Source organism: Pseudomonas sp. BJP69 (assembly GCF_007633355.1).
Classification (GTDB): Bacteria; Pseudomonadota; Gammaproteobacteria; order Pseudomonadales; family Pseudomonadaceae; genus Aquipseudomonas; species Aquipseudomonas juntendi.
Genome location: NZ_CP041933.1, coordinates 5,172,004 through 5,197,039, shown reverse-complemented (window position 1 = coordinate 5,197,039; position 25,036 = coordinate 5,172,004). Strand labels below are relative to the sequence as shown.

The window sequence follows — 25,036 nt, the reverse complement described above, 5'->3', positions numbered from 1 at the left end:
CTCGAGTCAAGCGTCTATCACGGCGCATGACGCAAAAACATTCAAAATGGCGACATAAATTTTCAATGGTGAGACATGAAAATTTGTGAGCATCGCTGTCGCTGTGCAACAATGGTTTTCCATGGCCACCGCAAAAAAGCTGGCGTTTGATCGGCGTGGATGGTAAGTGGTTGTTAAAAAAGAGATTTGCCTCCGTTGAGAGGTGAACCTGGTGAGAATGTGTCTATGAAAACAGGTCTGTACCATCCCGAAGAATTCAAGGACAACTGTGGTTTTGGCCTGATCGCCCATATGACGGGCGAGGCGAGCCACCACCTTCTGCAAACCGCCATGCAGGCACTGACTTGCATGACCCACCGCGGTGGCATCAACGCCGACGGCAAGACCGGTGACGGTTGCGGTCTGCTGATTCAGAAGCCCGATCAGTTCCTGCGCGCCATGGCCCAGGAGCATTTTGCCGTCGAGTTGCCCAAGCAGTACGCCGTTGGCATGGTGTTCTTCAACCAGGACCCGGTCAAAGCCGAAGCTGCACGTGCCAACATGGATCGCGAGATCATCGCTGCCGGGCTGAAGCTGGTTGGCTGGCGCAAGGTGCCGATCGACACCAGCGTTCTCGGCCGCCTGGCCATGGAGCGCCTGCCGCAGATCGAGCAGGTGTTCATCGGCGGTGAGGGCCTGAGCGACCAGGAATTCGCCATCAAGCTGTTCAGCGCCCGGCGCCGTTCGTCGGTTGCCAACGCCGATGACGCCGACCACTACATCTGCAGCTTCTCGCACAAGACCATCATCTACAAAGGCCTGATGATGCCGCGCGATCTCGCGGCGTTTTACCCGGACCTGGGTGACGAGCGCCTGCAAACGGCGATCTGCGTGTTCCACCAGCGCTTCTCGACCAACACCCTGCCGAAGTGGCCGCTGGCGCAGCCGTTCCGCTTCCTCGCTCACAACGGCGAGATCAACACCATTACCGGTAACCGCAACTGGGCCATGGCCCGTCGCACCAAGTTCGCCAACGACCTGATCCCCGACCTCGCAGAGCTTGGCCCGCTGGTCAACCGCGTCGGTTCGGACTCCTCGAGCATGGACAACATGCTGGAGCTGATGGTCACCGGCGGTATCGACCTGTTCCGCGGCGTGCGCATGCTGGTACCGCCAGCCTGGCAGAACGTCGAGACCATGGACGCCGACCTGCGCGCGTTCTACGAATACAACTCCATGCACATGGAGCCGTGGGACGGTCCGGCCGGTATCGTCATGACCGAAGGCCGCCATGCGGTGTGCCTGCTCGACCGTAACGGCCTGCGCCCGGCGCGCTGGGTGACCACCACCAATGGCTACATCACCATCGCCTCTGAAATCGGCGTGTGGGGCTACCAGCCTGAGGAAGTATTGGCCAAGGGCCGCGTGGGCCCGGGCCAGATCCTTGCCGTGGACACCGAAACCGGGCAGATCCTCGATACCGATGCCATCGACGACCGCCTGAAGTCGCGCCACCCGTACAAGCGTTGGCTGCGTCAGCACGCCACGCGTATCCAGGCGACGCTGACCGACGACCAGGGCGTGGCCAGCTACGACGCTGACCAGCTCAAGCAATACATGAAAATGTTCCAGGTCACCTTCGAAGAGCGTGACCAGGTGCTGCGCCCGTTGGGTGAGCAGGGCCAGGAGGCCGTTGGCTCGATGGGTGACGACACGCCGATGGCTGTGCTGTCGCAACGTGTGCGTTCGCCATACGACTTCTTCCGCCAACAGTTCGCCCAGGTGACCAACCCACCGATCGACCCGCTGCGCGAAGCGATCGTGATGTCGCTGGAAATCTGCCTCGGCGCTGAGCGCAACATCTTCCAGGAGTCCCCGGAGCACGCCTCGCGGGTGATCCTCAGCTCGCCAGTCATTTCCCCGGCCAAGTGGCGTTCGCTGATGAACCTGGAGCGTGCAGGCTTCGAGCGTCAGCTGATCGACCTCAACTATGAGCAGAGCGTCGGCCTGGAAGCGGCGATCCGCAACATTGCCGACCAGGCTGAAGAAGCCGTGCGCGCGGGCAAGACCCAGCTGGTGCTGAGCGACCGCTACATTGCCCCGGGCAAGCTGCCTGTGCATGCTTCGCTGGCCGTGGGTGCCGTACACCACCGCCTGACCGAGCAGGGCCTGCGTTGCGACAGCAACATCCTGGTGGAAACCGCCACAGCCCGCGACCCGCATCACTTCGCCGTGCTGCTGGGCTTCGGTGCGTCGGCCGTCTACCCGTACCTGTCCTACGAAGTGCTCGCCGACCTGATTCGTACCGGTGAAGTGCTGGGCGACCTGGACGAGGTGTTCAAGTACTACCGCAAAGGCATTTCCAAAGGCTTGCTGAAGATCCTGTCGAAGATGGGCATCTCCACCATCGCCTCGTACCGGGGTGCGCAGCTGTTCGAAGCCATCGGCCTGTCCGAAGAAGTGGTCGGCCTGAGCTTCAAGGGGGTGTCCAGCCGCATCAAGGGTGCACGCTTCGAAGACCTGGAAAGCGACCAGAAGCTGCTGGCAGCCGAAGCCTGGAGCGCGCGCAAGCCGATCCAGCAAGGCGGCCTGCTGAAGTTCGTGCACGGTGGCGAGTACCACGCCTACAACCCGGACGTGGTCAACACGCTGCAGGCTGCAGTGCAGCAGGGTGACTACGCCAAGTTCAAGGAATACACCACGCTGGTCGACCAGCGCCCGGTGTCGATGATCCGCGACCTGCTGAAGGTCAAGGTGGCCGACCAGCCGTTGGCGCTGGAACAGGTCGAGCCGCTGGAGGCCATCCTCAAGCGCTTCGACTCCGCCGGTATTTCCCTTGGCGCCCTGTCGCCGGAAGCGCACGAAGCTTTGGCCGAGGCGATGAACCGCCTGGGCGCGCGCTCCAACTCCGGTGAGGGTGGCGAAGACCCGTCGCGCTACGGCACCATCCGCAGCTCGAAGATCAAGCAGGTGGCCACCGGCCGCTTTGGTGTGACCCCGGAATACCTGGTGAACGCCGAAGTGCTGCAGATCAAGGTGGCCCAGGGCGCCAAGCCCGGCGAGGGCGGCCAGCTGCCAGGTGGCAAGGTCAATGGCCTGATCGCCAAGCTGCGCTATGCGGTACCGGGCGTGACCCTGATCTCGCCGCCACCGCACCACGACATTTACTCGATCGAAGACCTGGCCCAGCTGATCTACGACCTCAAGCAGGTCAACCCGCAGGCCCTGGTGTCTGTCAAGCTGGTGGCAGAGGCCGGCGTGGGCACCATTGCCGCCGGTGTGGCCAAGGCTTATGCCGACCTGATCACCATTTCCGGCTATGACGGTGGTACCGGTGCGTCGCCGCTGACCTCGATCAAGTACGCCGGCGCCCCGTGGGAACTGGGCCTGGCCGAAACCCACCAGACCCTGCGCGGCAACGACCTGCGCGGCAAGGTGCGGGTACAGACCGACGGTGGCCTGAAAACCGGCCTGGACGTGATCAAGGCTGCCATCCTCGGCGCCGAAAGCTTCGGCTTTGGCACCGCGCCCATGATCGCCCTGGGCTGCAAGTACCTGCGCATCTGCCACCTGAACAACTGCGCGACCGGCGTAGCCACGCAGAATGACAAGCTGCGCAAGGACCACTACATCGGCACCGTCGACATGGTGATCAATTTCTTCACCTTCGTCGCCGAAGAAACCCGTGAGTGGCTGGCCAAGCTGGGCGTGCGCAGCCTCGGCGAACTGATCGGCCGTACCGACCTGCTCGACGTGCTGCCAGGCGACACCGAGCGTCAGCGGTACCTGGACCTGTCGCCGCTGCTGGGCAGCTCGCACATTCCGGCAGACAAGCCACAGTTCTGCGAAGTCGACAGGAACCCGCCGTTCGACGAAGGCCACCTGGCCGAGAAGATGGTGGAAATGGCCATGCCGGCCATTCGTGACCAGGCCGGTGGCGAGTTCAGCCTCGACATCTGCAACTGCGACCGTTCCATCGGCGCGCGTGTATCGGGCGAGATCGCCCGCCTGCACGGCAACCAGGGCATGGCCGCGGCGCCGATCACGTTCCGCTTCAAAGGGACCGCGGGCCAGAGCTTCGGTGTGTGGAACGCCGGTGGCCTGAACCTGCACCTGGAAGGTGACGCCAACGACTACGTCGGCAAGGGCATGACCGGTGGCAAGCTCACCATCGTGCCGCCTGCTGGCAGCCCGTTCGCCACCCAGGACAGCGCCATCCTCGGCAACACCTGCCTGTACGGTGCCACTGGCGGCAAACTGTTTGCCGCCGGTACTGCCGGCGAGCGCTTCGCTGTCCGTAACTCCGGCGCCCACGCTGTTGTCGAGGGTACCGGCGATCACTGCTGTGAATACATGACCGGCGGCTTTGTCTGCGTGCTGGGCAACACCGGTTACAACTTCGGTTCTGGCATGACTGGCGGCTTCGCCTACGTGCTCGACATGGACAACAGCTTCGTCGACAAGCTCAACCACGAGCTGGTGGAAATCCAGCGTATCAGTGGGGAAGCCATGGAAGCTTACCGCAGCCATCTGGCGCGGGTCCTTGCCGAGTATGTGGAGGAGACCGGCAGCGAGTGGGGGCGTGAGCTCTCGGAGAACCTGGACGACTACGTGCGGCGCTTCTGGCTGGTCAAGCCCAAGGCAGCCAACCTGAAGCAACTGCTGTCCAGCACTCGCGCCAACCCGCAGTAACAACAGCTGCAAGTGGCAAGCCTCAAGCTGCACGCAGAAGCAGCACGAGGTTTGCCCGGCTTAAGTGATCGTCTTGCAGTTTGCAGCGTGTAGCTTGCAGCTGCTGTAAAGAGGTTTTGAAAAATGGCTGAACGTCTGAACAACGACTTCCAGTTCATCGAAGTGGGCCGCAAGGACCCGAAGAAAAAGCTGCTGCGCCAGCGCAAGAAAGAGTTCGTGGAAATCTACGAGCCGTTCAAGCCGCAGCAGTCCGTGGAGCAGGCGCACCGTTGCCTGGGCTGCGGTAACCCGTACTGCGAATGGAAGTGCCCGGTGCACAACTTCATCCCCAACTGGTTGAAGCTGGTTTCCGAGGGCAACATCCTGGCGGCAGCGGAGCTGTCGCACCAGACCAACACCCTGCCCGAAGTGTGCGGCCGGGTGTGCCCGCAAGACCGCCTGTGCGAGGGTGCCTGCACCCTGAACGACGGCTTTGGCGCGGTGACCATCGGCTCGGTGGAGAAGTACATCACCGATACCGCCTTTGCCATGGGCTGGCGCCCGGACATGTCCAAGGTCAAGCCCACCGGCAAGCGCGTCGCCATCATTGGCGCAGGCCCTGCTGGCCTGGGCTGCGCCGACGTGCTGGTGCGCGCCGGGGTTACCCCGGTGGTATTCGACAAGAACCCGGAAATCGGTGGCCTGCTGACCTTCGGTATTCCCGAGTTCAAGCTGGAAAAGAGCGTGCTCAGCAACCGCCGCGAAGTGTTCACCGGCATGGGTATCGAGTTCCGCCTCAATACCGAGGTGGGCAAGGACGTGACCATGGAACAACTGCTCGCCGAGTACGACGCAGTGTTCATGGGCATGGGTACCTACACCTACATGAAGGGTGGCTTCCCGGGTGAGGACCTGCCGGGCGTACATGACGCGCTGGACTTCCTGATTGCCAACGTCAACCGCAACCTGGGCTTCGAGAAGTCGCCTGAAGACTTCATCGACATGCAGGGCAAGAAGGTTGTGGTGCTGGGCGGTGGCGACACTGCCATGGACTGCAACCGTACCTCGATCCGCCAGGGTGCCAAGGCGGTGACCTGCGCCTATCGCCGTGACGAAGCCAACATGCCGGGTTCGCGCAAAGAGGTGAAGAACGCCAAGGAAGAAGGCGTGAAGTTCCTCTACAACCGCCAACCCATCGCCATTGTCGGCGAGGACAAGGTCGAGGGTGTGAAGGTGGTCGAAACCCGCCTGGGCGAGCCGGATGCCCGTGGCCGTCGCAGCCCCGAGCCGATTCCGGGTTCCGAGGAAATCCTGCCGGCCGATGCCGTGGTGATCGCCTTTGGCTTCCGCCCAAGCCCGGCGCCATGGTTCGAGCAGCATGACATCCAGCTGGACAGCCAGGGCCGTGTGGTGGCGCCGGAGAAGGGCAAGTTCAAGCACCAGACCAGCAACCCGAAAGTGTTTGCCGGTGGCGACATGGTGCGCGGTTCGGACCTGGTGGTGACGGCGATCTTCGAAGGGCGCACTGCTGCTGAGGGTATCCTGGACTACCTGGAAGTCTGATTCTCGACCTGTTCGCGGGCACGCCCGCTGCCACAGGGTTCGGCGCAGAACCTGTGGGAGCGGGCGTGCCCGCGAAGCTTTTGTATACAAAAACGCTTGATCTGTGGCATCCAATAGACAAAACGCATGGCCATGGCCGTGCCTTTTGCGCTGGCGTCTGAGAAAATGCCCGCACTATTTTTCCGGATGCCGACATGACTGCCCTGAAGAACGATCGTTTCCTGCGTGCACTGCTCAAGCAACCCGTAGACGTCACCCCGGTGTGGATGATGCGCCAGGCCGGGCGCTACCTGCCGGAGTACCGCGCCAGCCGTGCCAAGGCAGGCGATTTCATGAGCCTGTGCATGAACCCGCAGTTCGCCTGCGAGGTTACCTTGCAGCCGCTGGACCGCTACCCGCTGGACGCGGCGATCCTGTTCTCCGACATCCTCACCATCCCCGATGCCATGGGCCTGGGCCTGTACTTCGAAACCGGCGAAGGCCCGCGTTTCAGGAAGGTCGTCAGTACCCCGGCCGATATCGAAGCCCTGCCGGTTCCCGACCCGCAAAAAGACCTGGGCTACGTGATGGATGCGGTCAGCACCATCCGCCGCGAACTCAACGGCCGCGTTCCGCTCATCGGTTTTTCCGGTAGCCCCTGGACCCTGGCCACCTACATGGTCGAAGGCGGGTCGTCGAAGGACTTCCGCAAGACCAAGGCCATGGCCTATGACAACCCGCAAGCGCTGCACCTGCTGCTGGACAAGCTGGCCCAGTCGGTGACCAGCTACCTCAACGGGCAGATCCTTGCCGGTGCCCAGGCCGTGCAGATCTTCGACACCTGGGGCGGCAACCTGTCAGCGGCGGCCTACCAGGAGTTCTCCCTCGCCTACATGCGCAAGATCGTCAGCGGCCTGATCCGCGAGCATGAAGGGCGCAAGGTGCCGGTCATCCTGTTCACCAAGAACGGTGGCCTGTGGCTTGAAAGCATCGCCGAGGCCGGTGCCGATGCTCTGGGCCTGGACTGGACCTGTGACATTGGCGACGCCCGTCGCCGTGTGGGCGACAAGGTAGCCTTGCAGGGCAACATGGACCCGACCGTGCTGTACGCCAAGCCAGAGGCCATCCGCCAGGAAGTGGCGCGCATCCTGGCCAGCTACGGCCACGGCAACGGCCACGTGTTCAACCTGGGCCACGGCATCACCCCGGAAGTCGACCCGGCGCACGCAGGCGTGTTCATCAACGCGGTGCACGAGCTGTCGGCGCAATACCACGTTTGAGTTTCCAGGCTCCCCGAACCAGGGTTTGGGGAGCCTGTGCCTGCCGCTGCCGTGCATTTCCGAAAATGTGCCGAACGTTCAGCCGTATTCCTACATATAGGCACAGATGTTTCTTCTAATGTCCGACCTCCCTTGAGCAGAGGGCACATTCGCCGCGCGTGAATGTGCCCTTTTGCATTCAACCTTCGGAGTTCGTGATGAATACAAGAAAAACCCTGCGCAGAAGCGTTGTTGCCACCGGTGTGTGGATGGCTATCGCAGGTGCAGGTTTGCAGGTTCAGGTTGCCCAGGCACACGGCCATCTGGCTGACCCGCCTTCACGGGCAGCGCTGTGCCATGCCAACCACAAGAACCTGAACAGCAACTGTGGCGGCGCTCAGTACGAACCGTGGTCGGTCGGTGAGGCCATTGGGCGTTTCCCGGCGGCCGGCCCTGTTGATGGGAAAATTGCCAGCGGTGGTATCCGTGGCGATTTCGGTGCCCTCGACGAGCAGTCGGCCAACCGCTGGCATCTGACCCCCATCGTTGACCGGAACATTCAGTTCGACTGGCATTACCAGGCGCCGCACCCGGTAACCACGTGGGAATACTTCATCACCAAAGCCGACTGGAACCCCAATACCGCACTGAGCCGCGCCTCGTTCGACGACGCGCCGTTCTGTGTAGTCGATGGCAACAACCAGGTGCCTGCCAGCGGCACTGGCACCAACCCCAAGCATAGCTGCACCTTGCCAGCCGACCGTGCCGGCCAGCACGTGATCCTGGGTGTCTGGAAAGTGGGGGATACCGACAAGGCCTTCCATAGCGTGGCTGACGTCGATATTCAACTTGACGGCGGGCCAGCGCCCGAATGGCCGCGCCTGGCCGAGATCAGCGCCAGCCGAGACCTTGAAGTGGGCGACCAGGTGACGTCCCGCGCATTCGATGCCAATGGCGAGCGTCCGTCGCACCATGTGAGCGTCACCATCGACAACGCCGAAGAAGGTATCGCTGCCAACTGGGCTTACAAGCTCGCCAGGCAGATCAACGAAACCCAGACGCTGGTCCGTGCCGGGCAAATGGATGCCGACGGCAACATCGAGCCTGTCCAGGGCTCCAACAGCATCTTCGCCAAAGCCGAAAGTGGCCTGACCAACTACATCCTCGACTTCAAGGCCGCTGCCGGTGAGCCCGCCACCCTGCACCTGCATGATGTCAAACCTGAGTACACCATCGCTGATGGCCAGAGTAGCGTGGACTTTACCGTCATGACCAACAAGGCCTTGACCGTATCGGCGCGGCTGTTCGACGCCAGCAACAAGCAGGTCGCCTACGCACGGCAACTGGTCAACGGCAGCGCGCCGTTCGCCTTGAACGTCGCCAGCGTGCCAGGTGAGCACACCCTCAAGGTCGTCGGCGTGGACAAGCGCGAGCTGCTGCAGGATGAGCGCACGGTCCAGCTCAAGGCGTCGGGTGACGGCTCGTACGACTTTGTCTTCCCGGAGTCGCTGTCCAGCTACCAGGCCGGCACCAAGGTACTGCAGCCCAAGAATGGCAAGGTCTACGAGTGCCAGCCCTTCCCGAACTCGGGTTACTGCGTGCAGTACTCCGCCAATGCCGCCCAGTTCGAGCCAGGTACCGGCTCTCACTGGAACATGGCTTGGACCGAGAAGTAATGCAGCACACCTGGCCCCTCGACGGGGGGCCAGGCCCTTCGAGTACTGTTTATGCAAGCACGAAAATATGCCTGGCAGCAGATCCTCCTGCACTGGGTCTCTGCCTTGGTCATCATTTGGGTACTGCTCAGCGGCTTCTACGTGGCGCACCTGAACGTCACCCCGACCACGTTTCACTTGGTTGCGTTCGTCAACGTGGCCATGACCACCCTGTTCATCCCGATATTCCTGCTGCGCTGGCTGCTGCGGCGGACCCTGTTCAAACCCGGCAGCCTGGAGGGTGCAGCCAGGGGGGAGCGGATCGCCCATCTTGTCCATGAAGGTTTGTACTGGACCACCGCGATCGTGCTGCTGTCCGGCGTATTGATGATGGACCGGCCCATCGACGTGTTCGGCTGGTTCACCCTCGCGCCGCTGTTGAGCGAACCGTTCTGGCACGGCCTGTGGTTCAAGGTCCACATCTGCGCGTGCCTGCTGCTGGCCCTGGGCGTGTCGGTGCACATTGGCGCCGTGGTGCTGCATGAGCTGGCCGGGCGCCGTGTACTGCGGCGCATGCTGCCCTGATTCGGATGAAGCGCTCATCGCATGTGATCTGGCTGGCGCTGGTGCTGGTAACGCTCGCCGGGCTGATAGCGCGGGAACGGCTGTATCCGTTAACTGCGCCCCCGCTGCTGCCGGCCTCGGCGCTGGCCACGGCAGCCGCCCCGGAGCAACCGTTCTCGACGACCGCCCTGGCCTTGGCATTCGGCTTTCAGCCTGAGCGCCAGCGGTCTAGCCGGGCGGACATCACGCTCAAGGCCTGCTTCGTATCCAGCCAGGGCGGGGCGCGGGCGTTGGTGAAAAGCGCTGGGGGCGAGGCTGTCTACCGGGTGGGTGAGCGAATTGCGGGCCACGGTGTGCTGCGCCGTATCGATGTGCGCTCCATCGTGCTGTGGGTCGACGGCCGCGAGGAAGTCGTGGCGTTGGCTACCCCTGGCCCCAGCGTTTTTCTGCCCATGGGGGCGGCCCCTCGCCCGCGCCCGGTTTCTGATCCTTCATCCCGCCTGTTGCGGGAGGTGCAATGACTTTCAAGCGATATTTGCAAGGCGCCTCGTTCGGCGCCTGTTTGACCCTGTGCTGTTCCCTGGCGCTGGCTGAAATGCCCACCTGGCAACTGGCGATGAGCGATGCCGACGTACGCGAGGTGGTGCGTGAGGTGGGGGAAATCCTCGACCAGACCATCATCCTCGACCCCCGCGTGCAGGGGCGCATCACCGTGCTTTCCAACGAAGCCCTGGACCGCGAAGGCATACGCCGGCTGTTCTACTCGGTGCTCAATGCCCAGGGCTTTGCCGCCGTGAATGATGGCGACCGTTTGCTGGTGCTGCCGGCCAGCGAAGCCAAGGCCTGGGCCAACCAACAGGTGGAGGCCATACCGGCCGCGTTCACCACGCGCGTCTTTACCTTGTCGGGCAGCGTCGCTGCCGACCTGGCCGGCCTGTTGCGGCCGTTGGTGTCCAGCAGCGGCTACATTGGCCCCTCCAGCTCGGCCAACGCCTTGGTGGTGACCGACTCTGCAGCCAACCTTGAACGCTTGGAGAGCCTGGTCTTGCAGCTGGACAGCGGCCAGCGGCACGACTATGAGCTGGTGACCCTGCATAACGCCCAGACCGAGGCCGTGTTCGCCGTGGTCGAAGCGGCCGCCGGGGGGCCGGACAGCGGTGTGCAGGTGGTGGCCGACGCCAACGGTAGCCGCCTGCTGATCCTCGGCCCGGCCAAGTCCAGGCAGCGCCTGGCACAACTGACCCGTTCGCTGGATGTGGCGGCACCCGCCACCGCGCAGAACTGGCGTGTGGTGCGCTTGCAGCACAGTAACGCCGAGCAGCTTGCCGACGTGCTGGGTGAGGTGGGCAAGCGCCTGGATGGCGCGCCGGGCACCCGTGACTTGGGCGCCAACCTCACTGGCGACGCCGTGGTCAAGGCCGATGCCGACCAGAATGCGCTGGTGCTGCTGGGCGAGCCGCAGACACTGGGCAGCGTCGAGCAGATCATCCAGCAATTGGACCAGCCACGGGCGCAGGTCCTCATCCATGCGGCAATCGTCGAAGTCAGCGGCAGCATCGATGAAGCGTTGGGTGTGCAGTGGGGCGTGGGCACCGGCGGGCTCAACGGCGGGGTCTCGTTCAGCGAAAGTGGCACCGGGCTGGCCGACCTGCTGGGCAAGGAGGCCAAGCTGCCGGGTGGTGCTGCCCTGGCCATTGGCACGGACCGTTTTGCCGGGCTGATATCGGCCTTGGCCAGCAGCAGCCGCAGCAACCTGTTGTCCACGCCAAGCCTGTTGACCCTGGACAACCAGGAGGCGCATATCCTGGTGGGGCAGAACGTCGCCTTCAAGACCGGCTCCTACGTTACCCCCGGCAGTGGTTCGGAGAACCCGTTCACCACGGTCGAACGCAAGGATATCGGTATCAGCCTGAAGGTGCGCCCGCACATCAATGAGGGGCAAAGCCTGCGCCTGGAGGTCGAGCAGGAAAGCTCCGAAATCGCGCCGAGCACGGCCGAGAACGACCTGATCACCAACAAGCGTACGCTCAAGAGCACCATCCTGGCCTCCGACGGCGAGATCATCGTGATTGGCGGCCTGATCAAGGACAGCATGCGCCAGGTCGAGCGTGGGGTACCGTTGCTCAGCCGCATTCCGTGGCTTGGCGGTCTGTTCCGCTGGCGCAGCGACATTCAGGAGAAAACCAACCTGATGGTCTTCCTGCGCCCGACCATTCTGCGTAGCCAGGCGGAGCGGGTCGAGGTAGGGCGCAGGGCCTACGACGGGGTGCGCGCCGCCGATGATTCGCCCTTGCCGGCTGATGCCCAGCGCCTGTTCGAGCCGCGTCGCTTGCCAAGCGCGCAAGTGCCACAGCCATGAGTCCTGAGCTGCCATTCGGCTTCGCCCGGCGTCACGGGATCCTGCTCGACCGCCAGGCGCCCGAGCCGGTGCTGCTGATGCGAGAAGGCGCCTCCCTGGCCGCCCTGGCCGAAGCCTGCCGCTTGCTGGGCAATACCTGGCCGCTGCGCCAGGTGAGCGAAGCCGACTTCGCCGAGCGCCTGGCCAGTTGCTACGGCCTGGGTGGGGATGCCGCGCAATCGATCGTCCAGGGCCTGGACCAGGAAATCGACCTGCCACGGCTGGCCGAGGCCTTGCCGCAAACCAGCGACCTGCTCGAGCAGCAAGACGATGCGCCGATCATCCGCCTGCTCAATGCCCTGTTCAGCGAAGCGGTGCGCTCGCGGGCCTCGGATATCCACCTGGAAACCTTCGAGCATCAGCTGCGCGTGCGCATGCGCATCGACGGCGTCATGCGCGAAGTGCTGTCACCCCCGCGGGAACTGTCTGCCCTGCTGGTTTCGCGCATCAAGGTCATGGCGCGCCTGGACATCGCCGAGAAGCGCGTGCCCCAGGACGGTCGCATCAGCCTGCGCCTGGCTGGCCATGAAGTCGACGTGCGCGTATCGACTTTGCCTGCCACCCATGGCGAGCGGGTGGTGCTGCGGTTGCTGGACAAGCAAGCCGTGCGCCTGGACATCGACCACATGCAGATGCCGGCGGCTGTGCGTGGTGGCTTCATGAGCATGCTGGAAAAGCCACACGGCATTTTCCTAGTCACCGGCCCAACCGGCTCGGGCAAGACCACCACCTTGTACACCGCGCTTGCGTACCTGAACCAGGAGTCGCGCAATATCCTCACCGTGGAGGACCCGATCGAGTACCACCTGGCGGGCATCGGGCAAACCCAGGTCAACCCCAAGGTCGACATGACCTTCGCCCGTGGCCTGCGCGCCATTCTGCGTCAGGACCCGGACGTGGTCATGGTGGGCGAAATCCGCGACAAGGAAACCGCCAACATCGCGGTGCAGGCGTCGCTGACGGGCCACCTGGTACTTTCCACCCTGCACACCAACAGCGCGCTGGGGGCAATCACGCGGCTTGCCGACATGGGCATCGATACCTGCCTGCTGGCTTCGTCGCTGGCCGGGGTGATGGCCCAGCGCCTGGTACGCCGGCTCTGCCCGCACTGCAAGGTGGCCTGCGAGGTGGACCAGGCCATGGCCAGCGCCTTGGGCAACCCTGCCGGGCTGCCCGCGCAGCTTTACCAGGCGCAGGGCTGCAGTGAATGCCAGGCGGGCTACAGTGGGCGCCTGGCCTTGCACGAGATGGTGGTGGTCAAGCCCGCACTGGCTCAGGCGATCCACACCCAGGCATCCCAGGCCGCCATGCATGAACTGATTCGCCAGGACACGCCGAGCCTGTTCCAGCACGGTGTTCAGCGTGTCTGCCAAGGGCAGACCAGCGTGGCAGAACTGCTGCGCGTGACCGGGCAGGACTGACATGCAGCTGTTTCGCTATCAGGCCCAGGATGCCAAGGGCGCCCGCCAGCGCGGTACGCTGGAAGCCCCAGGGGCGCGTCAGGCTCGGCAAACCTTGCGCGAGCAAGGCTGGCAGGTGCTGAAACTGCGCCCCGTGCCGCGGTCACTGCTGGCGGGCGTGCTGAACCGTAGCGGTTTGAGCCTGGCCCGGCGCTCGCTGCTGACCCGCCAGCTGGCGACCCTGCTGCAGGCCGGGCTGCCGTTGACCGAAGCCTTGCAGGCGGTTGCCGAGCAAGGCACCCGGCGCCAGGAGCGGCAGGTGTTGCGCGGCGTGGCAGAGCGGGTTGCCGAAGGCCATGCCCTGGCCCAGGCGCTGGCCCATTACCCGCGCGCGTTCCCGGTCATCTACCGGGCCACCGTGGCCGCTGCGGAGCGCTCCGGGCGCTTGGCGGACGTGCTCGAACGTTTGGCCGCGCATGGCGAGGACGAGCAAGCCTTGCGGCAGAAAGTGCAGCTGGCCATGGTCTACCCGGTGATTCTGCTGGCCGTCTCGTTGCTGGTGGTGGGGTTTCTGCTGGGCTATGTCGTGCCTGATGTGGTGCAGGCATTCTCCCGCGACCAGGCGCGCCTGCCGTTGGCCACGCAAGTGCTGATTGCCCTGAGCGATGCCGCCAACCAGTACGGCCTGACAGCGCTCACGCTGCTGCTGGCCGGCATTGCTCTGGGCGCGTGGGCCCTGCAACAACCGCCATGGCGTAGCCGGTGGCATGCCTTGGCACTGCGCCTGCCAGGTTATGGCGAATTCGCGCGGGCCAGCGAGGCGGCGCGGTTCATCAGCACCCTGGCGATCCTGGGGCGCAGCGGCGTGGCCTTGGTAGAAGCGATGAACATCGCTGCGGCGGTGATCGGCAACCTCACCCTGCGCGAGCGTCTGCTGCAGGCCGCCCGCGAGCTGGCCGAGGGCAGCGCCTTGGCCAGTTGCCTGACACGCAGCGACACCCTGCCACCGCTCATGCTGCACATGATCGCCAGCGGCGAACGCGCCGGTGAACTGGACACCATGCTTGAACGTGCCGCAGACCTCCAGGCCAGGCAACTGGCAGGGCGTATCGCGCTGCTGGTGAGCCTCTGCGAACCCCTGATGCTGCTGGTGATGGGGGGCATCGTGCTGTTCATCGTGCTGGCCATCCTGCTGCCGATCCTCAACCTCAACCAACTGGTCAACTGACATGTCCCTTCGTGCTACACGCCACGCGCAACGTGGCTTCACACTCATCGAAATCATGGTGGTGGTCATCATCCTGGGCGTGCTTGGCGCGCTGGTGCTGCCCAACGTGATGAGCCGTCCCGACCATGCCAAGCTGACCGCGGCCCGCACCGACCTGCAGTCGATCGCCACCGCGCTGGAAATCTATCGGTTGGACAACGGCCGTTATCCAACGTCCGCGCAGGGCCTGGACGCCTTGGTCACACGCCCCAGCGTGGCGCCATTGCCGCGCAACTGGAGTGCCCAGGGCTATCTGAAGCGTACGCCTACCGACCCTTGGGGCTCGCCTTACCAGTACGTGAACCCGGGCAGCCGTTCGAACCAGGGGTATGACCTTTACTCGCTGGGTGCCGACGGGCAGCCGGGCGGCGAACAGATGGATGCCGATATCGGCAACTGGTCTGAATGAAACGGCCCCGCGCGCAAGGCTTCACACTGCTGGAACTGTTGCTGGTCCTGCTGCTGCTGAGCATCGTCATGGGCATGGCGGGGCTCGGTATCGGGCGCGACCCGCAGCGCCTGGCCAGCCAGGAGGCCAACCTGTTTTTGCAAATGGTGCAACACGCACGGCAACAGGCTGTGCTGGAGGGCGTGGCGCTGGGTATCCGAATCGACCCGCAAGGCTATCAGCTGCTGAAGGCCCGCGGTGACAGCTGGGAGCCCGCGGGCCAGCAGCGCGATATTGGCCTGGACCTGCGCCTGCAGATCGATGGGCTGCCAGTGCCACCCGCCGTGCCTGGCAAGGCGCCGCAACTGGTGATGTACGGCAATGACGAGCACACGCCGTTTTCCCTGTATTTCGAGGCCGACACCGTGCGCCTGGTCTCCCTGTCTAGCGATGGCCTCAATGCCCCGCAGTTCCAGCCCTGAACGCGGCTTCACCCTGCTCGAGGTGTTGGTGGCGCTGGCGATCTTCGCGGTGCTGGCCGTGGCGGTGAGCACGGCCAGCCAGCGCATACTGGTGCAGTCGCAGGGGTTGCAGGACCGTCTTTTTGCCAGCTGGGTCGCCGACAACCACCTGATGGAGATGCGCCTGCAACCGGCCCTGGCGCCCGGCCAGCGCAGCATGGAGGTGATGTTCGGCCAGCGTCGCTGGCTGCTGCAGGAAAGCCGGCGACGGCTGGGCGGGGCTGGCCTGCTGGAGGTCGAGGTACACGTGGGCCTTGCGGCCGATCGCCAGGTGTTGCACCAGGCCACCGGGTGGCAGGGGGGCAGCGATGCTTCACGCTAGGCCCCGCCAGCGCGGTTTCACCTTGATCGAACTGCTGCTGGCCATGGCCCTCTTTGCCTTGTTGGCGGTGGGCAGTGCGCGTGTGCTGGATGTGGTCATGCGGGCCGAGCGTGCGCGCCAGGCCCAGGCCGAGCAGTTGCATGCGCTGGGCAGGGCCATGAGCCTGATCCAGCGCGATGCCTTGCAAGGGTATCTGCCGGCGAGCCTGGCCAAGGGCGGTTACGGCATCCTGCTGAACGGCGACCGGGCCCATTGGCTGACCCGCGAACCCGACCACCAGGCGCTCAAGCGCAGCGAACTGAGGGTGGTCGAATACTGGCTCGCCGACGGCGTGCTGTGGCGCCAGCGGCGCACCCAGGGGCAGGGCCAGCCGCGCCCGCAGCGTTTGCTCGAAGGTGTGGGCGAACTGCAGTGGCGCCTGTATGTACCCGGTAGCGGCTGGCAGGCGCATTGGCCAATGGCCCAGCGCCGGGCCCTGCCACCGCAGGCGCTGGAGGTGACCCTGTCCACCCGGCGCTTGGCGCAGATTCGGCGGGTACTGACGCTTGGCGGGGCCAGCCAGTGAAGCGGCAACGGCAGAAGGGGCTGGCGCTGATTACCGTGCTGCTGGTGATGGCGCTGCTGACGTTATTGATAGCCGGCATGTTGCACAGCCATCGCCTGCTGCTTGGCGGTGTTGCCCAGCAGCTCGAAGCCACGCGCCTGTTGCGCCTGGCGCAAGCCGGCGAACAACAGGCGCTTGCGAGCCTGCGGGGTGAGGTAGGGGAGATCCTCCAGGTGACCCACGGGCGGCAGGGCTGGGGCCAACCCCGTGTGTTGACCTTGGGCGAAGGCCGGGTGCAACTACAGCTGGAGGACCTTGCAGGGCGCTTCAACCTCGGCGCCCTGACCGCAGGTAAAACCCCCGACCCCTTGCTGCTCGAGCGTTGGCAGCGCCTGTGCCATGCACTGCAGGTGGCGCCGGCGGCCTTGGAGGCGCTGGCGGGCCAGCCGCTGCTGGACCCTACCCAGTTGCGGGCCCTGCCGGGCGTCACTGCCGAGGTGATGGCGCGTTTGCAGCCTTGGGTAGTGGTGTTGCCCAAGGAGGCGCGGCTCAACATCAACACGGCCCCGGCACGCCTGTTGGCAGCACTGGCGGAGTTGTCGCCAGCGGTGGCCGCCGACCTCATACGACAACGCCCCGAGGCGGGCTACCCGACGGTGGAGCGTTTTCTGGCCTCTGCGCAATTGGAAGGCGTGGGCGTGAACAGGCGCGGGCTTGCCGTGACCAGCCGCTGGTTTCGCCTTGAGGTGCAGGCACAGCAGGCGGGGAGGCGCATGTACCTGTACAGCGACCTGGAGATCGATTTGAACACGCACCAGGTTCGTGTGGTGCGGCGTGTATTTACTGCAATGCGGGAGCGAAGAGCAGATGAGTGAAACCTGGCTGTACCTATTGCCCGCGGGTGTTGCGGCGGCCGATGCGCAGTGGCCGGTGTGGCTGCGAGCAGGCGATGGCAGCGTGCGCAAGACGCGTCTGGACGCGCTCGGGGCGACCCTGGCCGGCCCTGTGATCCTTGTCTTGCCGATGGAAATGCTCGGCAGTTGCGAAATCGGCCCCGTGCCAGGCAAGCGGCCGAAGCCTGAAGCATTGGCCTACGCCGCCGAAGAGCAGTTGGCAGCGGCGCTGGAATCGGTGCACCTGGTTTTTGCCGCAGCTGATATGCAAGGGCACCGCCGTGCGCTGGTGGTAGAGCGTCAGGTGCTGCGCAATGTTTTGACCCTGTTGCAAACGCTGGGTATCGACCCGGTCGCGATCCATGCCGATGCCGACCTGCTGGGTGGCGAGCAGCCCAGTGCACTGTGGCTTGACGGGCGCTGGCTAGTGGGCGGCGGAGGTGGGCCGTGGCTGGTCGCCACGCCCCAGGCAGCCGAAATCGTGGCGCGGCAATTGCCGCCGATGGCCTGGCAGGCCGCTGCTGCCGATGGCGGGCAACCGCTGGTCAACCACAGGGTCGACAATGCCTTCCAGACCTTGCTGCAAGGGCGAGCCAAGGCGCTGGACCTGCGCCAGGGGCCATTCCGCCGTCAGCGCCTGGCGTTACCCTGGTCGGCGTTGGCGGGCGCAGTGCTGCTGGGCTTCGCCATGCTGTGCGTGGCCGATCATTGGCGTGTCGAGGGGCTGTTGCAGCGCGTGGCTCAACAGCATGCCGAAAACGTTCAGGCATTCCAGCGGTGGGCGCCCGGGCAGCCCGTCACCGGTGACCTGGCGGTGCGCGTCAGGGCGTTGCAGGCCGGCCCTCGTACGACCACCCGCATGGAAGGCCTGGCGGCCGTCGCGCAGCCGCTGGTGGAAACCGGGAACATTACCCTTGAACGGGCCGCGTTCAGCCCGGCGCAAGGGTGGCGTATGGATGTGCTGGCCCTGGGGTTCGATGACCTCGAGCGCTTGCGTTTGCTGGCCCCTGCCGTGCTGATGGACCAGGCCCGGCAGACTGCCCAAGGGGTGCGGGCAACCCTGACCTGGAGCGGGACTTGATGAAGCACAGGTTTGAGCAGGCTCTTGTTCGCCAATGGCAAACCCTACCCGCCACGCGGCGGGCACTGATCAGGGCCACGCTATGGGGGGTGGCCATGCTGGCGCTCTGGCAACTGGCTTGGCTGCCTGGTAAGCAGCGCATGCTGCAGGCCGAGCTTGCCCATGGGCAGGCGCTGGAGCTGGCCGGGCAGTTGCAGCAGGTGGCGTCAGCGCCGGTCGGGGGGCGCGAAGCGGTGCGGGCACTGACGCCCGCCGCGCTCAATGAGCGTGCCTTGGCCGCCGGTTTGCGCGTTGTCGGGCTGCAGGCTCGGGCCAATCAGCTCGATGTCAGCCTCGAAGGCCAGCCCACGGCAGTGCTGAGCTGGCTGCACACGCTGGAACGTGACGGCGCACAGCTGCGCAGTGTGCAGCTACAGGTGACTGGCGCGCAGTTGCAGGTGCAGCTGGCGCTGGAACTGGACGAAGCCTGGGGCGATTAAGATTGGATTCAGCCAGCTTCGGTAGGCTGTTCCCATCCAAACCGAAACAGGACCTGCCTCCATGAAAACCCGTTACCTTGCCCTGATCCTCGCCCCGCTGTTCAGCACTGCTGCCCTGGCTGCCGGCTATACCGGCCCGGGTGCACAAGCGGTAACCACCGTGGCCGCTGCGAACGATGCCGCCGATGACACGCCGGTGGTGCTGCAGGGCTTCGTCACCAAGAAGATCAACAACGACGACAAATACGAATTCAAGGACAACACCGGCACCATCACCGTGGAAATCGATGATGAAGACCTGCCACCGACGCCATTCAACGACAAGACCAAGGTCAAGCTGACCGGTGAGGTGGAGAAACACCTGATGAGCCGTGAAGTGGATGTGGATATCGTCGAAATCATCAACTGATTCCCGGGCCAGTTCGCGGGCGTGCCCGCGAATGCCTCACGCCGACTTCGGTGGTAACTTGCTCAGGTGTAGCGCCACCAGCAACGCCACTGCCAGCAAGCTGCCTATGAACAGGCCGATGCCATTCCAGCCCCATTGGTGCCAGAACACCCCGCCCGCCGTCCCGGCCACGCTCGAGCCGGCGTAATAGCTGAACAGGTACAGCGACGACGCCTGCCCTTTGGCCTTCAGCGCCCGCCGGCCGATCCAGCTACTGGCCACCGAGTGCGCGCCAAAGAAGCCGAAGGTGAACACCAGCATGCCCACGATCACCATGGCCAGTGGGCTGGCCAGGGTCATCAGCAAACCACACGCCATGACCACGATGCTGGCCCAGAACACCTTGCGTCGGCCCAGCTTGTCCGCCAAGGCGCCGACCTGCGCCGAGCTGTAGATGCCGGACAGGTACACCACCGACAGCAAGCCGACCAGTGCCTGGTTCATGTGATAGGGCTCGGCCAGCAGGCGGTAGCCGATGTAGTTGAACAGGGTGACGAAGGCACCCATCAGCAGGAAGGCCTCCAGAAACAGCCAGGGCAGGCCGGCATCCTTGAAATGCATGACGAACCCGTCCAGCAGGCTGCGCGGGCTCATCGTCTGCGGGCGGAAATTGCGTGACTCCGGCAGCACCTTCCAGAACACCAGGGCGGCGCCCAGGGCCAGGCCGCCGATGGTCAGCATGGCTGTGTGCCAGCTGACGAAGTCGATCAACACGCCAGTGATCAGCCGCCCGCTCATGCCGCCAATGGCGTTGCCGCCGATGTACAAACCCATGGCCAGGCCAATGTGCTGGGGGTGGATCTCTTCGCTCAGGTAGGTCATGGCCACTGCTGCCAGGCCGCTCAGCGACAGGCCGACCAGCGCGCGGGTGGCCAGCACCAGTTCCCAGCTCGGCATCACCGCGCTGGCCAGGGTGGAGAGCGCGGCGCACACCAGGGCGAACACCATCACCGGCTTACGGCCGATGCGGTCCGAGATCGGACCGGTGACAAGCAGGCCGAACGCCAGCATCGCGGTCGACACCGACAGCACCAGGCTGCTCTGTGCGGCGTTGATGGCGAATTCTTTAGACAGCAACGGCATCATCGGCTGTACGCAATACAGCAGGGCGAAGGTAGCGAAGCCGCCGCTGAACAGGGCCAGCACGGTCTTCATGAAGGCGGGGGTGCCTTTTTCGATCCACATGTCGGTCAAGGTGGCAGGTTCGAGCTGGATGGGCTGCGCGGCTACAGCAGTTTTCACGGCGGGTACCTCTGGTGCAATGAAAAAAGCATATAGCTGGCTAATGATTAGATCCAATATATTGTTCGACCTATTTAAGACGTTGTGCGACTTGTTTGGAGCGAACCATGGAACTGCGCCATCTGCGTTATTTCATTGCCGTGGCAGAAGAGCTGCACTTCGGCCGCGCCGCCCAGCAACTGGGCATTTCGCAACCGCCGCTGAGCCAGCAGATCCAGGCGCTGGAACAGGAGCTGGGGGCGTGCTTGTTCGAGCGCACCAACCGCCGGGTCGAGCTGAGCGAGGCAGGCCGGCTGTTCCTGGGCGAGGCGCGTCAGGTGCTGGCGCAGGTGGAGAAGGCGGCGGATGTGGCGCGGCGTGCACAACTGGGTGAATTGGGCGAGATGAAGATCGGCTTTACCTCCTCGGCCCCGTTCACATCGAAGATCCCCAAGGCCATTCATGCCTTTCGCCAGCGCTTCCCCGCAGTGCACCTGAACCTCAAGGAAATGAGCAGCCGCGATGTTGCCGAAGGGGTGTTCGATGAGTCCATCGAAATCGGCCTGATGCGGCCAATGCCGCTGCCGGAAGGGTTGCTGGCCACCGAGCTGTTCCGCGAGCCACTGGTGGCGGTGATCAATGCCTCACACCCGCTGGCCGAAGCCAGCGGGCAAGGCGTGCACATGGCGGCGCTGGCCCATGAGCCGTTCGTGTTCTTCCCGCGCAGCTATGGCAGCGGCTTGCATGCGCAGTTGCTGAGCCTGGCGCGGCAGGCCGGGTTCAGCCCGCATTTTGCCCAGGAGGCAGGGGAGGCGATGACCATCATCGGCCTGGTGTCGGCGGGGTTGGGGGTGTCGGTGCTGCCGGCCTCGTTCCAGCGCATGCGTATCGAAGGGGTGGTGTACCGCACCTTGCTCGACGAGGGGGCGATGACCGCGGTGTGGCTGGTGCAGCGCGAAGGCGGCGGGTCGGCCATGGCCAAGGCGTTTGCGCAGCTGCTTCAGGCGAATAGCACTGGCCATGGCGGCGACACCGCCACATACTCGGGCATTCGTTGAAACACGGAGGTCAACCATGCGGCGCGTGGTGTTCAATCAGAAAGGTGGCGTGGGCAAGTCGAGCATCGCCTGCAACCTGGCGGCGGTCAGTGCCAATGAAGGCTACCGGACCCTGCTGGTCGACCTGGATGCCCAGGCCAACTCGACACAGTACCTCACCGGGCTGACGGGTGAGGATATCCCCATGGGTATCGCCGATTTCTTCAAGCAGAGCCTGTCCAGCGGGCCATTCAGCAAGAAGAACAAGGTGGATATCTATGAAACCCCGTTCGACAACCTGCATGTGGTGACTGCAACGCCTGAACTGGCCGACCTGCAGCCCAAGCTCGAGGCCAAGCACAAGATCAACAAGCTGCGTAAGCTGCTCGATGAGCTAGACGAGGATTACGAGCGGATCTATATCGACACCCCGCCGGCGCTTAATTTTTATGCAGTTTCGGCGCTGATCGCGGCTGACCGTGTGCTGATTCCCTTCGACTGCGACAGCTTTTCGCGCCAGGCCCTGTATGGCCTGCTGGCCGAAATTGAAGACCTCAAGGAAGACCATAACGAAGACCTCGTAGTCGAAGGCATCGTGGTCAACCAGTTCCAGTCGCGTGCCAGCCTGCCGCAGCAGATGCTCGACGAACTGCTGGCCGAAGGGCTGCCGGTGCTGCCGGTGTACCTTGGCAGCTCGGTGAAGATGCGTGAATCGCACCACGCCAGCCTGCCGCTGATTCACCTGGAGCCCAGGCACAAGCTGACACAGCAGTTTGTCGAGTTGCATGATTTGCTGGAGCGCAGCGAGTAGGTATCTAGCCCGCTTCCTTATTGGGGGTAACAAGTACCGGCTTGTGGTTGATATGCAGTACCGCGCCGGTATCGCCTGGGTGAAGTTCGTCGGTACGCACAAGCGCTATGACGAGATTGACGTGGAGACAATCTGTGAATATTAAGCCGATTCGTAACGAGGACGATCCCCGAGCAGCATTCCAGCGCCTCGAAGCCATTTTTCAGTCTGAAGCGGGCACGCCTGAGGCTGATGAAATGGAAGTGCTTGTGACACTGATCGAAGTGTACGAGAACAGGCACTATCCCATTCACCCCGCCAATCCCATCGAGGCTATCAAGTTTTGTATGGATCAGCAGGGGCTCACGCCAAGAGATCTTGAACCGTACATCGGTCCAAGCGGGCGAGTTTCGGAAGTACTGAGCGGGAAGCGCGGGCTGAGCCTTTCCATGATCAAGCGCCTGCATGATGGCCTTCGCATTCCCTATGAGTCGCTGCTGGCAAGCGCTTGAAAACTAAACCCCCTGGCTGCGCACCCACTCCAACAACGCCTGGAGTGGAAACGCCCCGGCCTGGCGGCTGACTTCGCGGCCGTTCTTGAACAGCAGCAGGCTGGGGATCGAGCGGATGCCCAGTTGCCCGGCCAGGTTGCGGTTGGCTTCGCTGTCGAGCTTGGCCAGGCGGCAGCGGCCGGCCAGTTGGCGGGCGGCTTGTTCGAAGGTGGGGGCGAACGATTTGCACGGGCCGCACCAGTCGGCCCAGACATCCACCAACAGCGGTAGGTCGCCTTTGATTTGGCTGGCGTAGCTGGCTTCGGTGAGTTCGAAAGGGGCGCTCAGCAGGACCTGCTGTTTGCAGCGGCCGCATTTCGGCGCGTCGCCCAGGCGCTCGGCAGGCAAGCGGTTGAGGCCGTTGCAGTGGGGGCAGGGGATGACCAGTGGTTCGGACATATTGGTTCCTCGAGATTATTGGGGCTGCTTTGCAGCCCATCGCGACACAAGGCCGCTCCCACAGGGGTTAAGCGCCAATCAGGAAGAGCAGCTGATTTCCAGGTGCTTGCCCCATTCCGGTGGGCGCTCGGCGTAGGCCTGCATCCCGGGTTGCTCCTCGAAGGGGTTGCTGAGCACCTGGTGCAGCCGCCGCACTTCACTGTAATCCCCCGCTTCAGCTGCCTCGATGGCTTTCTGCGCCAGGTAGTTGCGCAGCACGTACAACGGGTTCACTGCATGCATGCGTTCGCGGCGCCCCTCGGCATTACCAGCTTCACGCTCGCAGCGGGCCAGGTATTCGGCGCCCCAGGCATCGAAGCCGGCCAGGTCGATGAAGTCATTGCGTACCACCTTCAACGCTTCGGCCACCGGTTGCCCGCCCAGCCGGCGGAAGAACAGGTTGTAGTCCACACCACCGCGCTGCATGCACTGCAGCAGGCGCTCGACCAGCGCCATGTCGTCATCCTCGGCCGTGGTCAGGCCCAGGCGCCTGCGCATCAGGTCCAGGTAATGGGCCTGGTACAGTGGCAGGAACAGGCTCAACGCCTGCTTCAACGGCTCCACCTCGACCACCGTGGTCAGCGCCTGGGCCAGCGCGCTGAGGTTCCAGTGGGCGATGGGCACCTGGTTGGCGTAGCTGTAACGACCACGGTCGTCGGAGTGGTTGCAGATGAAATTGGCGTCGAAGTCGTCGAGGAAGGCGTACGGGCCGAAGTCGAAGGTAATGCCGAGGATCGACATGTTGTCGGTATTCATGACCCCGTGGCAGAAGCCATAGGCCTGCCAGCGGGCGATCAGGTCGGCGTTGCGCTCGACGATGGTGCGGAACATCGCCAGGTAAGGTTGCTCGGCGGTGCCGCACTCGGCGTAGTGCTGTTGCAAGACGTGGTCGAGCAGCACCCGTTGCTGCTCAGGCTGCTTGGTGTAGTAGAAATACTCGAAATGACCGAAGCGTACGTGGCTCTGCGCCACGCGGGTGAGCATGGCCGCGCTTTCCCGTGTTTCGCGCCATACCGGGGTGCTCGAGCCGATGACGCACAGCGCGCGGCTAGTGGGAATGTGCAGGGCGTGCAGGGCTTCGGAGGCGAGGAACTCGCGGATCGATGAGCGCAGCACGGCGCGGCCGTCGCCCATGCGCGAGTACGGCGTCTGGCCGGCCCCCTTGAGGTGCAGGTCCCAGTGCTGATTGGCGTCGTTCAGGACCTCGGCCAGCAACAGGCCGCGGCCATCGCCCAGGCGCGGGTTGTACGAGCCGAATTGGTGGCCGGAGTACACCATCGCCCTTGGGTCGGCCTGGTCCCACAGCTTGTGGCCGCTGAACAGTTCGGCGAACAGAGGCAGTTCGGCCTGGGCCGGGTCGAGGTCCAGCAGCGCCATGGCCGACTCGCTCGCCACCACCAGGCGGGGCTCGGCGATGGGCTCGGGCAGCACCTGGGTAGAAAACGCATCGCCCAGGCGGGCGAAGCGGTTGTCGAAAGTGAGTTGGTCGAGGGCTTTCACGGGCTGCTCCTGGAAGTCGGTGCCATTGGGGCCGCTTTGCGGGGCCCAGCTGTGGGGGCTGGCTTGCCGGCGATCGAGGGCCAAGCCC

At 64.2% G+C, this 25,036-nt stretch carries 24 protein-coding genes; 21 read left to right on the top strand and 3 right to left on the bottom strand.

The annotated features are described in order from the left end of the window. Positions 1-225: 225 nt before the first annotated feature. The 17 genes from gltB (at position 226) to FPB55_RS24120 (ending at position 19,372) form a co-directional block, all read left to right on the top strand. On the top strand, positions 226-4,671 hold the full coding sequence (gene gltB, locus FPB55_RS24200; protein WP_047149603.1) for a glutamate synthase large subunit: 4,446 nt from the start codon (positions 226-228) through the stop codon (positions 4,669-4,671). A 123-nt stretch (positions 4,672-4,794) separates the two neighbouring features. Beyond that, complete coding sequence (locus tag FPB55_RS24195) at positions 4,795-6,213, top strand: FAD-dependent oxidoreductase (RefSeq protein ID WP_009684959.1); 1,419 nt, start codon at positions 4,795-4,797, stop codon at positions 6,211-6,213. 194 nt (positions 6,214-6,407) lie between these two features. Continuing rightward, a complete protein-coding gene (gene hemE / locus FPB55_RS24190; protein ID WP_009684960.1) occupies positions 6,408-7,472 on the top strand; it encodes a uroporphyrinogen decarboxylase in 1,065 nt (354 codons plus the stop codon). Between the two features lie 197 nt (positions 7,473-7,669). Beyond that, positions 7,670-9,127 (top strand): N-acetylglucosamine-binding protein GbpA, encoded by a 1,458-nt coding sequence (gene gbpA, locus FPB55_RS24185; protein WP_238706609.1) that lies wholly within the window; start codon positions 7,670-7,672, stop codon positions 9,125-9,127. A 51-nt stretch (positions 9,128-9,178) separates the two neighbouring features. Next, positions 9,179-9,691 (top strand): cytochrome b/b6 domain-containing protein, encoded by a 513-nt coding sequence (locus FPB55_RS24180; RefSeq protein WP_029886142.1) that lies wholly within the window; start codon positions 9,179-9,181, stop codon positions 9,689-9,691. 5 nt (positions 9,692-9,696) lie between these two features. Continuing rightward, entirely contained in the window at positions 9,697-10,191 is a 495-nt protein-coding gene (locus FPB55_RS24175; RefSeq protein WP_029886141.1) for a type II secretion system protein N, read from the top strand. Next, on the top strand, positions 10,188-12,029 hold the full coding sequence (gene gspD / locus FPB55_RS24170; protein ID WP_144189467.1) for a type II secretion system secretin GspD: 1,842 nt from the start codon (positions 10,188-10,190) through the stop codon (positions 12,027-12,029). The genes FPB55_RS24175 and gspD overlap by 4 nt, the downstream gene beginning before the upstream one ends. Next, positions 12,026-13,489: a type II secretion system ATPase GspE gene (gene gspE / locus FPB55_RS24165; protein ID WP_144189466.1), complete on the top strand. Its 1,464-nt coding sequence runs from the start codon at positions 12,026-12,028 to the stop codon at positions 13,487-13,489. Before gspD ends, gspE begins: the two co-directional genes overlap by 4 nt. Before the next feature lies 1 nt (position 13,490). Continuing rightward, the gene (gene gspF, locus FPB55_RS24160; protein ID WP_144189465.1) at positions 13,491-14,696 is read left to right on the top strand and encodes a type II secretion system inner membrane protein GspF; all 1,206 of its coding nucleotides are present in this window, start codon (positions 13,491-13,493) and stop codon (positions 14,694-14,696) included. Between the two features lies 1 nt (position 14,697). After that, positions 14,698-15,144 (top strand): type II secretion system major pseudopilin GspG, encoded by a 447-nt coding sequence (gene gspG / locus FPB55_RS24155; protein WP_009684967.1) that lies wholly within the window; start codon positions 14,698-14,700, stop codon positions 15,142-15,144. Next, complete coding sequence (gene gspH / locus FPB55_RS24150; RefSeq protein ID WP_009684968.1) at positions 15,141-15,605, top strand: type II secretion system minor pseudopilin GspH; 465 nt, start codon at positions 15,141-15,143, stop codon at positions 15,603-15,605. The genes gspG and gspH overlap by 4 nt, the downstream gene beginning before the upstream one ends. Continuing rightward, a complete protein-coding gene (gene gspI / locus FPB55_RS24145; RefSeq protein ID WP_009684969.1) occupies positions 15,583-15,966 on the top strand; it encodes a type II secretion system minor pseudopilin GspI in 384 nt (127 codons plus the stop codon). Before gspH ends, gspI begins: the two co-directional genes overlap by 23 nt. Continuing rightward, positions 15,953-16,531 (top strand): type II secretion system minor pseudopilin GspJ, encoded by a 579-nt coding sequence (gspJ, locus tag FPB55_RS24140; RefSeq protein ID WP_047149601.1) that lies wholly within the window; start codon positions 15,953-15,955, stop codon positions 16,529-16,531. Before gspI ends, gspJ begins: the two co-directional genes overlap by 14 nt. Beyond that, positions 16,528-17,385 carry a type II secretion system protein GspK gene (locus FPB55_RS24135; protein ID WP_125854355.1) on the top strand — a complete coding sequence of 286 codons (858 nt, stop codon included), beginning with the start codon at positions 16,528-16,530 and terminating at the stop codon, positions 17,383-17,385. The genes gspJ and FPB55_RS24135 overlap by 4 nt, the downstream gene beginning before the upstream one ends. Next, positions 17,378-18,484 carry a type II secretion system protein GspL gene (gene gspL / locus FPB55_RS24130; RefSeq protein WP_144189464.1) on the top strand — a complete coding sequence of 369 codons (1,107 nt, stop codon included), beginning with the start codon at positions 17,378-17,380 and terminating at the stop codon, positions 18,482-18,484. The genes FPB55_RS24135 and gspL overlap by 8 nt, the downstream gene beginning before the upstream one ends. Beyond that, positions 18,484-18,963, top strand: a complete 480-nt coding sequence (locus FPB55_RS24125) for a hypothetical protein (protein WP_047149599.1) — start codon at positions 18,484-18,486, stop codon at positions 18,961-18,963. Before gspL ends, FPB55_RS24125 begins: the two co-directional genes overlap by 1 nt. Positions 18,964-19,024: 61 nt before the next feature. Continuing rightward, positions 19,025-19,372 (top strand): NirD/YgiW/YdeI family stress tolerance protein, encoded by a 348-nt coding sequence (locus FPB55_RS24120; RefSeq protein WP_047149598.1) that lies wholly within the window; start codon positions 19,025-19,027, stop codon positions 19,370-19,372. 36 nt (positions 19,373-19,408) lie between these two features. On the opposite strand, the gene FPB55_RS24115 is transcribed toward FPB55_RS24120, so the two are convergent. Beyond that, positions 19,409-20,596: an MFS transporter gene (locus tag FPB55_RS24115; RefSeq protein WP_154211596.1), complete on the bottom strand. Its 1,188-nt coding sequence runs from the start codon at positions 20,594-20,596 to the stop codon at positions 19,409-19,411. Positions 20,597-20,760: 164 nt separating this feature from the next. On the opposite strand from FPB55_RS24115, the gene FPB55_RS24110 reads away from it, so the two are divergent. From FPB55_RS24110 to FPB55_RS24095, 4 genes are read left to right on the top strand one after another with little or no spacing between them, the layout of a single operon-like run. Beyond that, positions 20,761-21,690 (top strand): LysR family transcriptional regulator, encoded by a 930-nt coding sequence (locus FPB55_RS24110; protein WP_144189463.1) that lies wholly within the window; start codon positions 20,761-20,763, stop codon positions 21,688-21,690. A gap of 16 nt (positions 21,691-21,706) precedes the next feature. Beyond that, positions 21,707-22,480 carry a ParA family protein gene (locus FPB55_RS24105; protein ID WP_009684980.1) on the top strand — a complete coding sequence of 258 codons (774 nt, stop codon included), beginning with the start codon at positions 21,707-21,709 and terminating at the stop codon, positions 22,478-22,480. Continuing rightward, positions 22,455-22,625, top strand: a complete 171-nt coding sequence (locus FPB55_RS26880; protein ID WP_144189462.1) for a type II toxin-antitoxin system HigB family toxin — start codon at positions 22,455-22,457, stop codon at positions 22,623-22,625. Before FPB55_RS24105 ends, FPB55_RS26880 begins: the two co-directional genes overlap by 26 nt. Then, on the top strand, positions 22,615-22,971 hold the full coding sequence (locus tag FPB55_RS24095) for a transcriptional regulator (RefSeq protein ID WP_144189461.1): 357 nt from the start codon (positions 22,615-22,617) through the stop codon (positions 22,969-22,971). Before FPB55_RS26880 ends, FPB55_RS24095 begins: the two co-directional genes overlap by 11 nt. A gap of 3 nt (positions 22,972-22,974) precedes the next feature. On the opposite strand, the gene trxC is transcribed toward FPB55_RS24095, so the two are convergent. Beyond that, on the bottom strand, positions 22,975-23,409 hold the full coding sequence (trxC, locus tag FPB55_RS24090; protein ID WP_054904607.1) for a thioredoxin TrxC: 435 nt from the start codon (positions 23,407-23,409) through the stop codon (positions 22,975-22,977). 78 nt (positions 23,410-23,487) lie between these two features. Next, positions 23,488-24,948, bottom strand: a complete 1,461-nt coding sequence (locus FPB55_RS24085; protein WP_144189684.1) for a YdiU family protein — start codon at positions 24,946-24,948, stop codon at positions 23,488-23,490. Between the last annotated feature and the right edge of the window lie 88 nt (positions 24,949-25,036).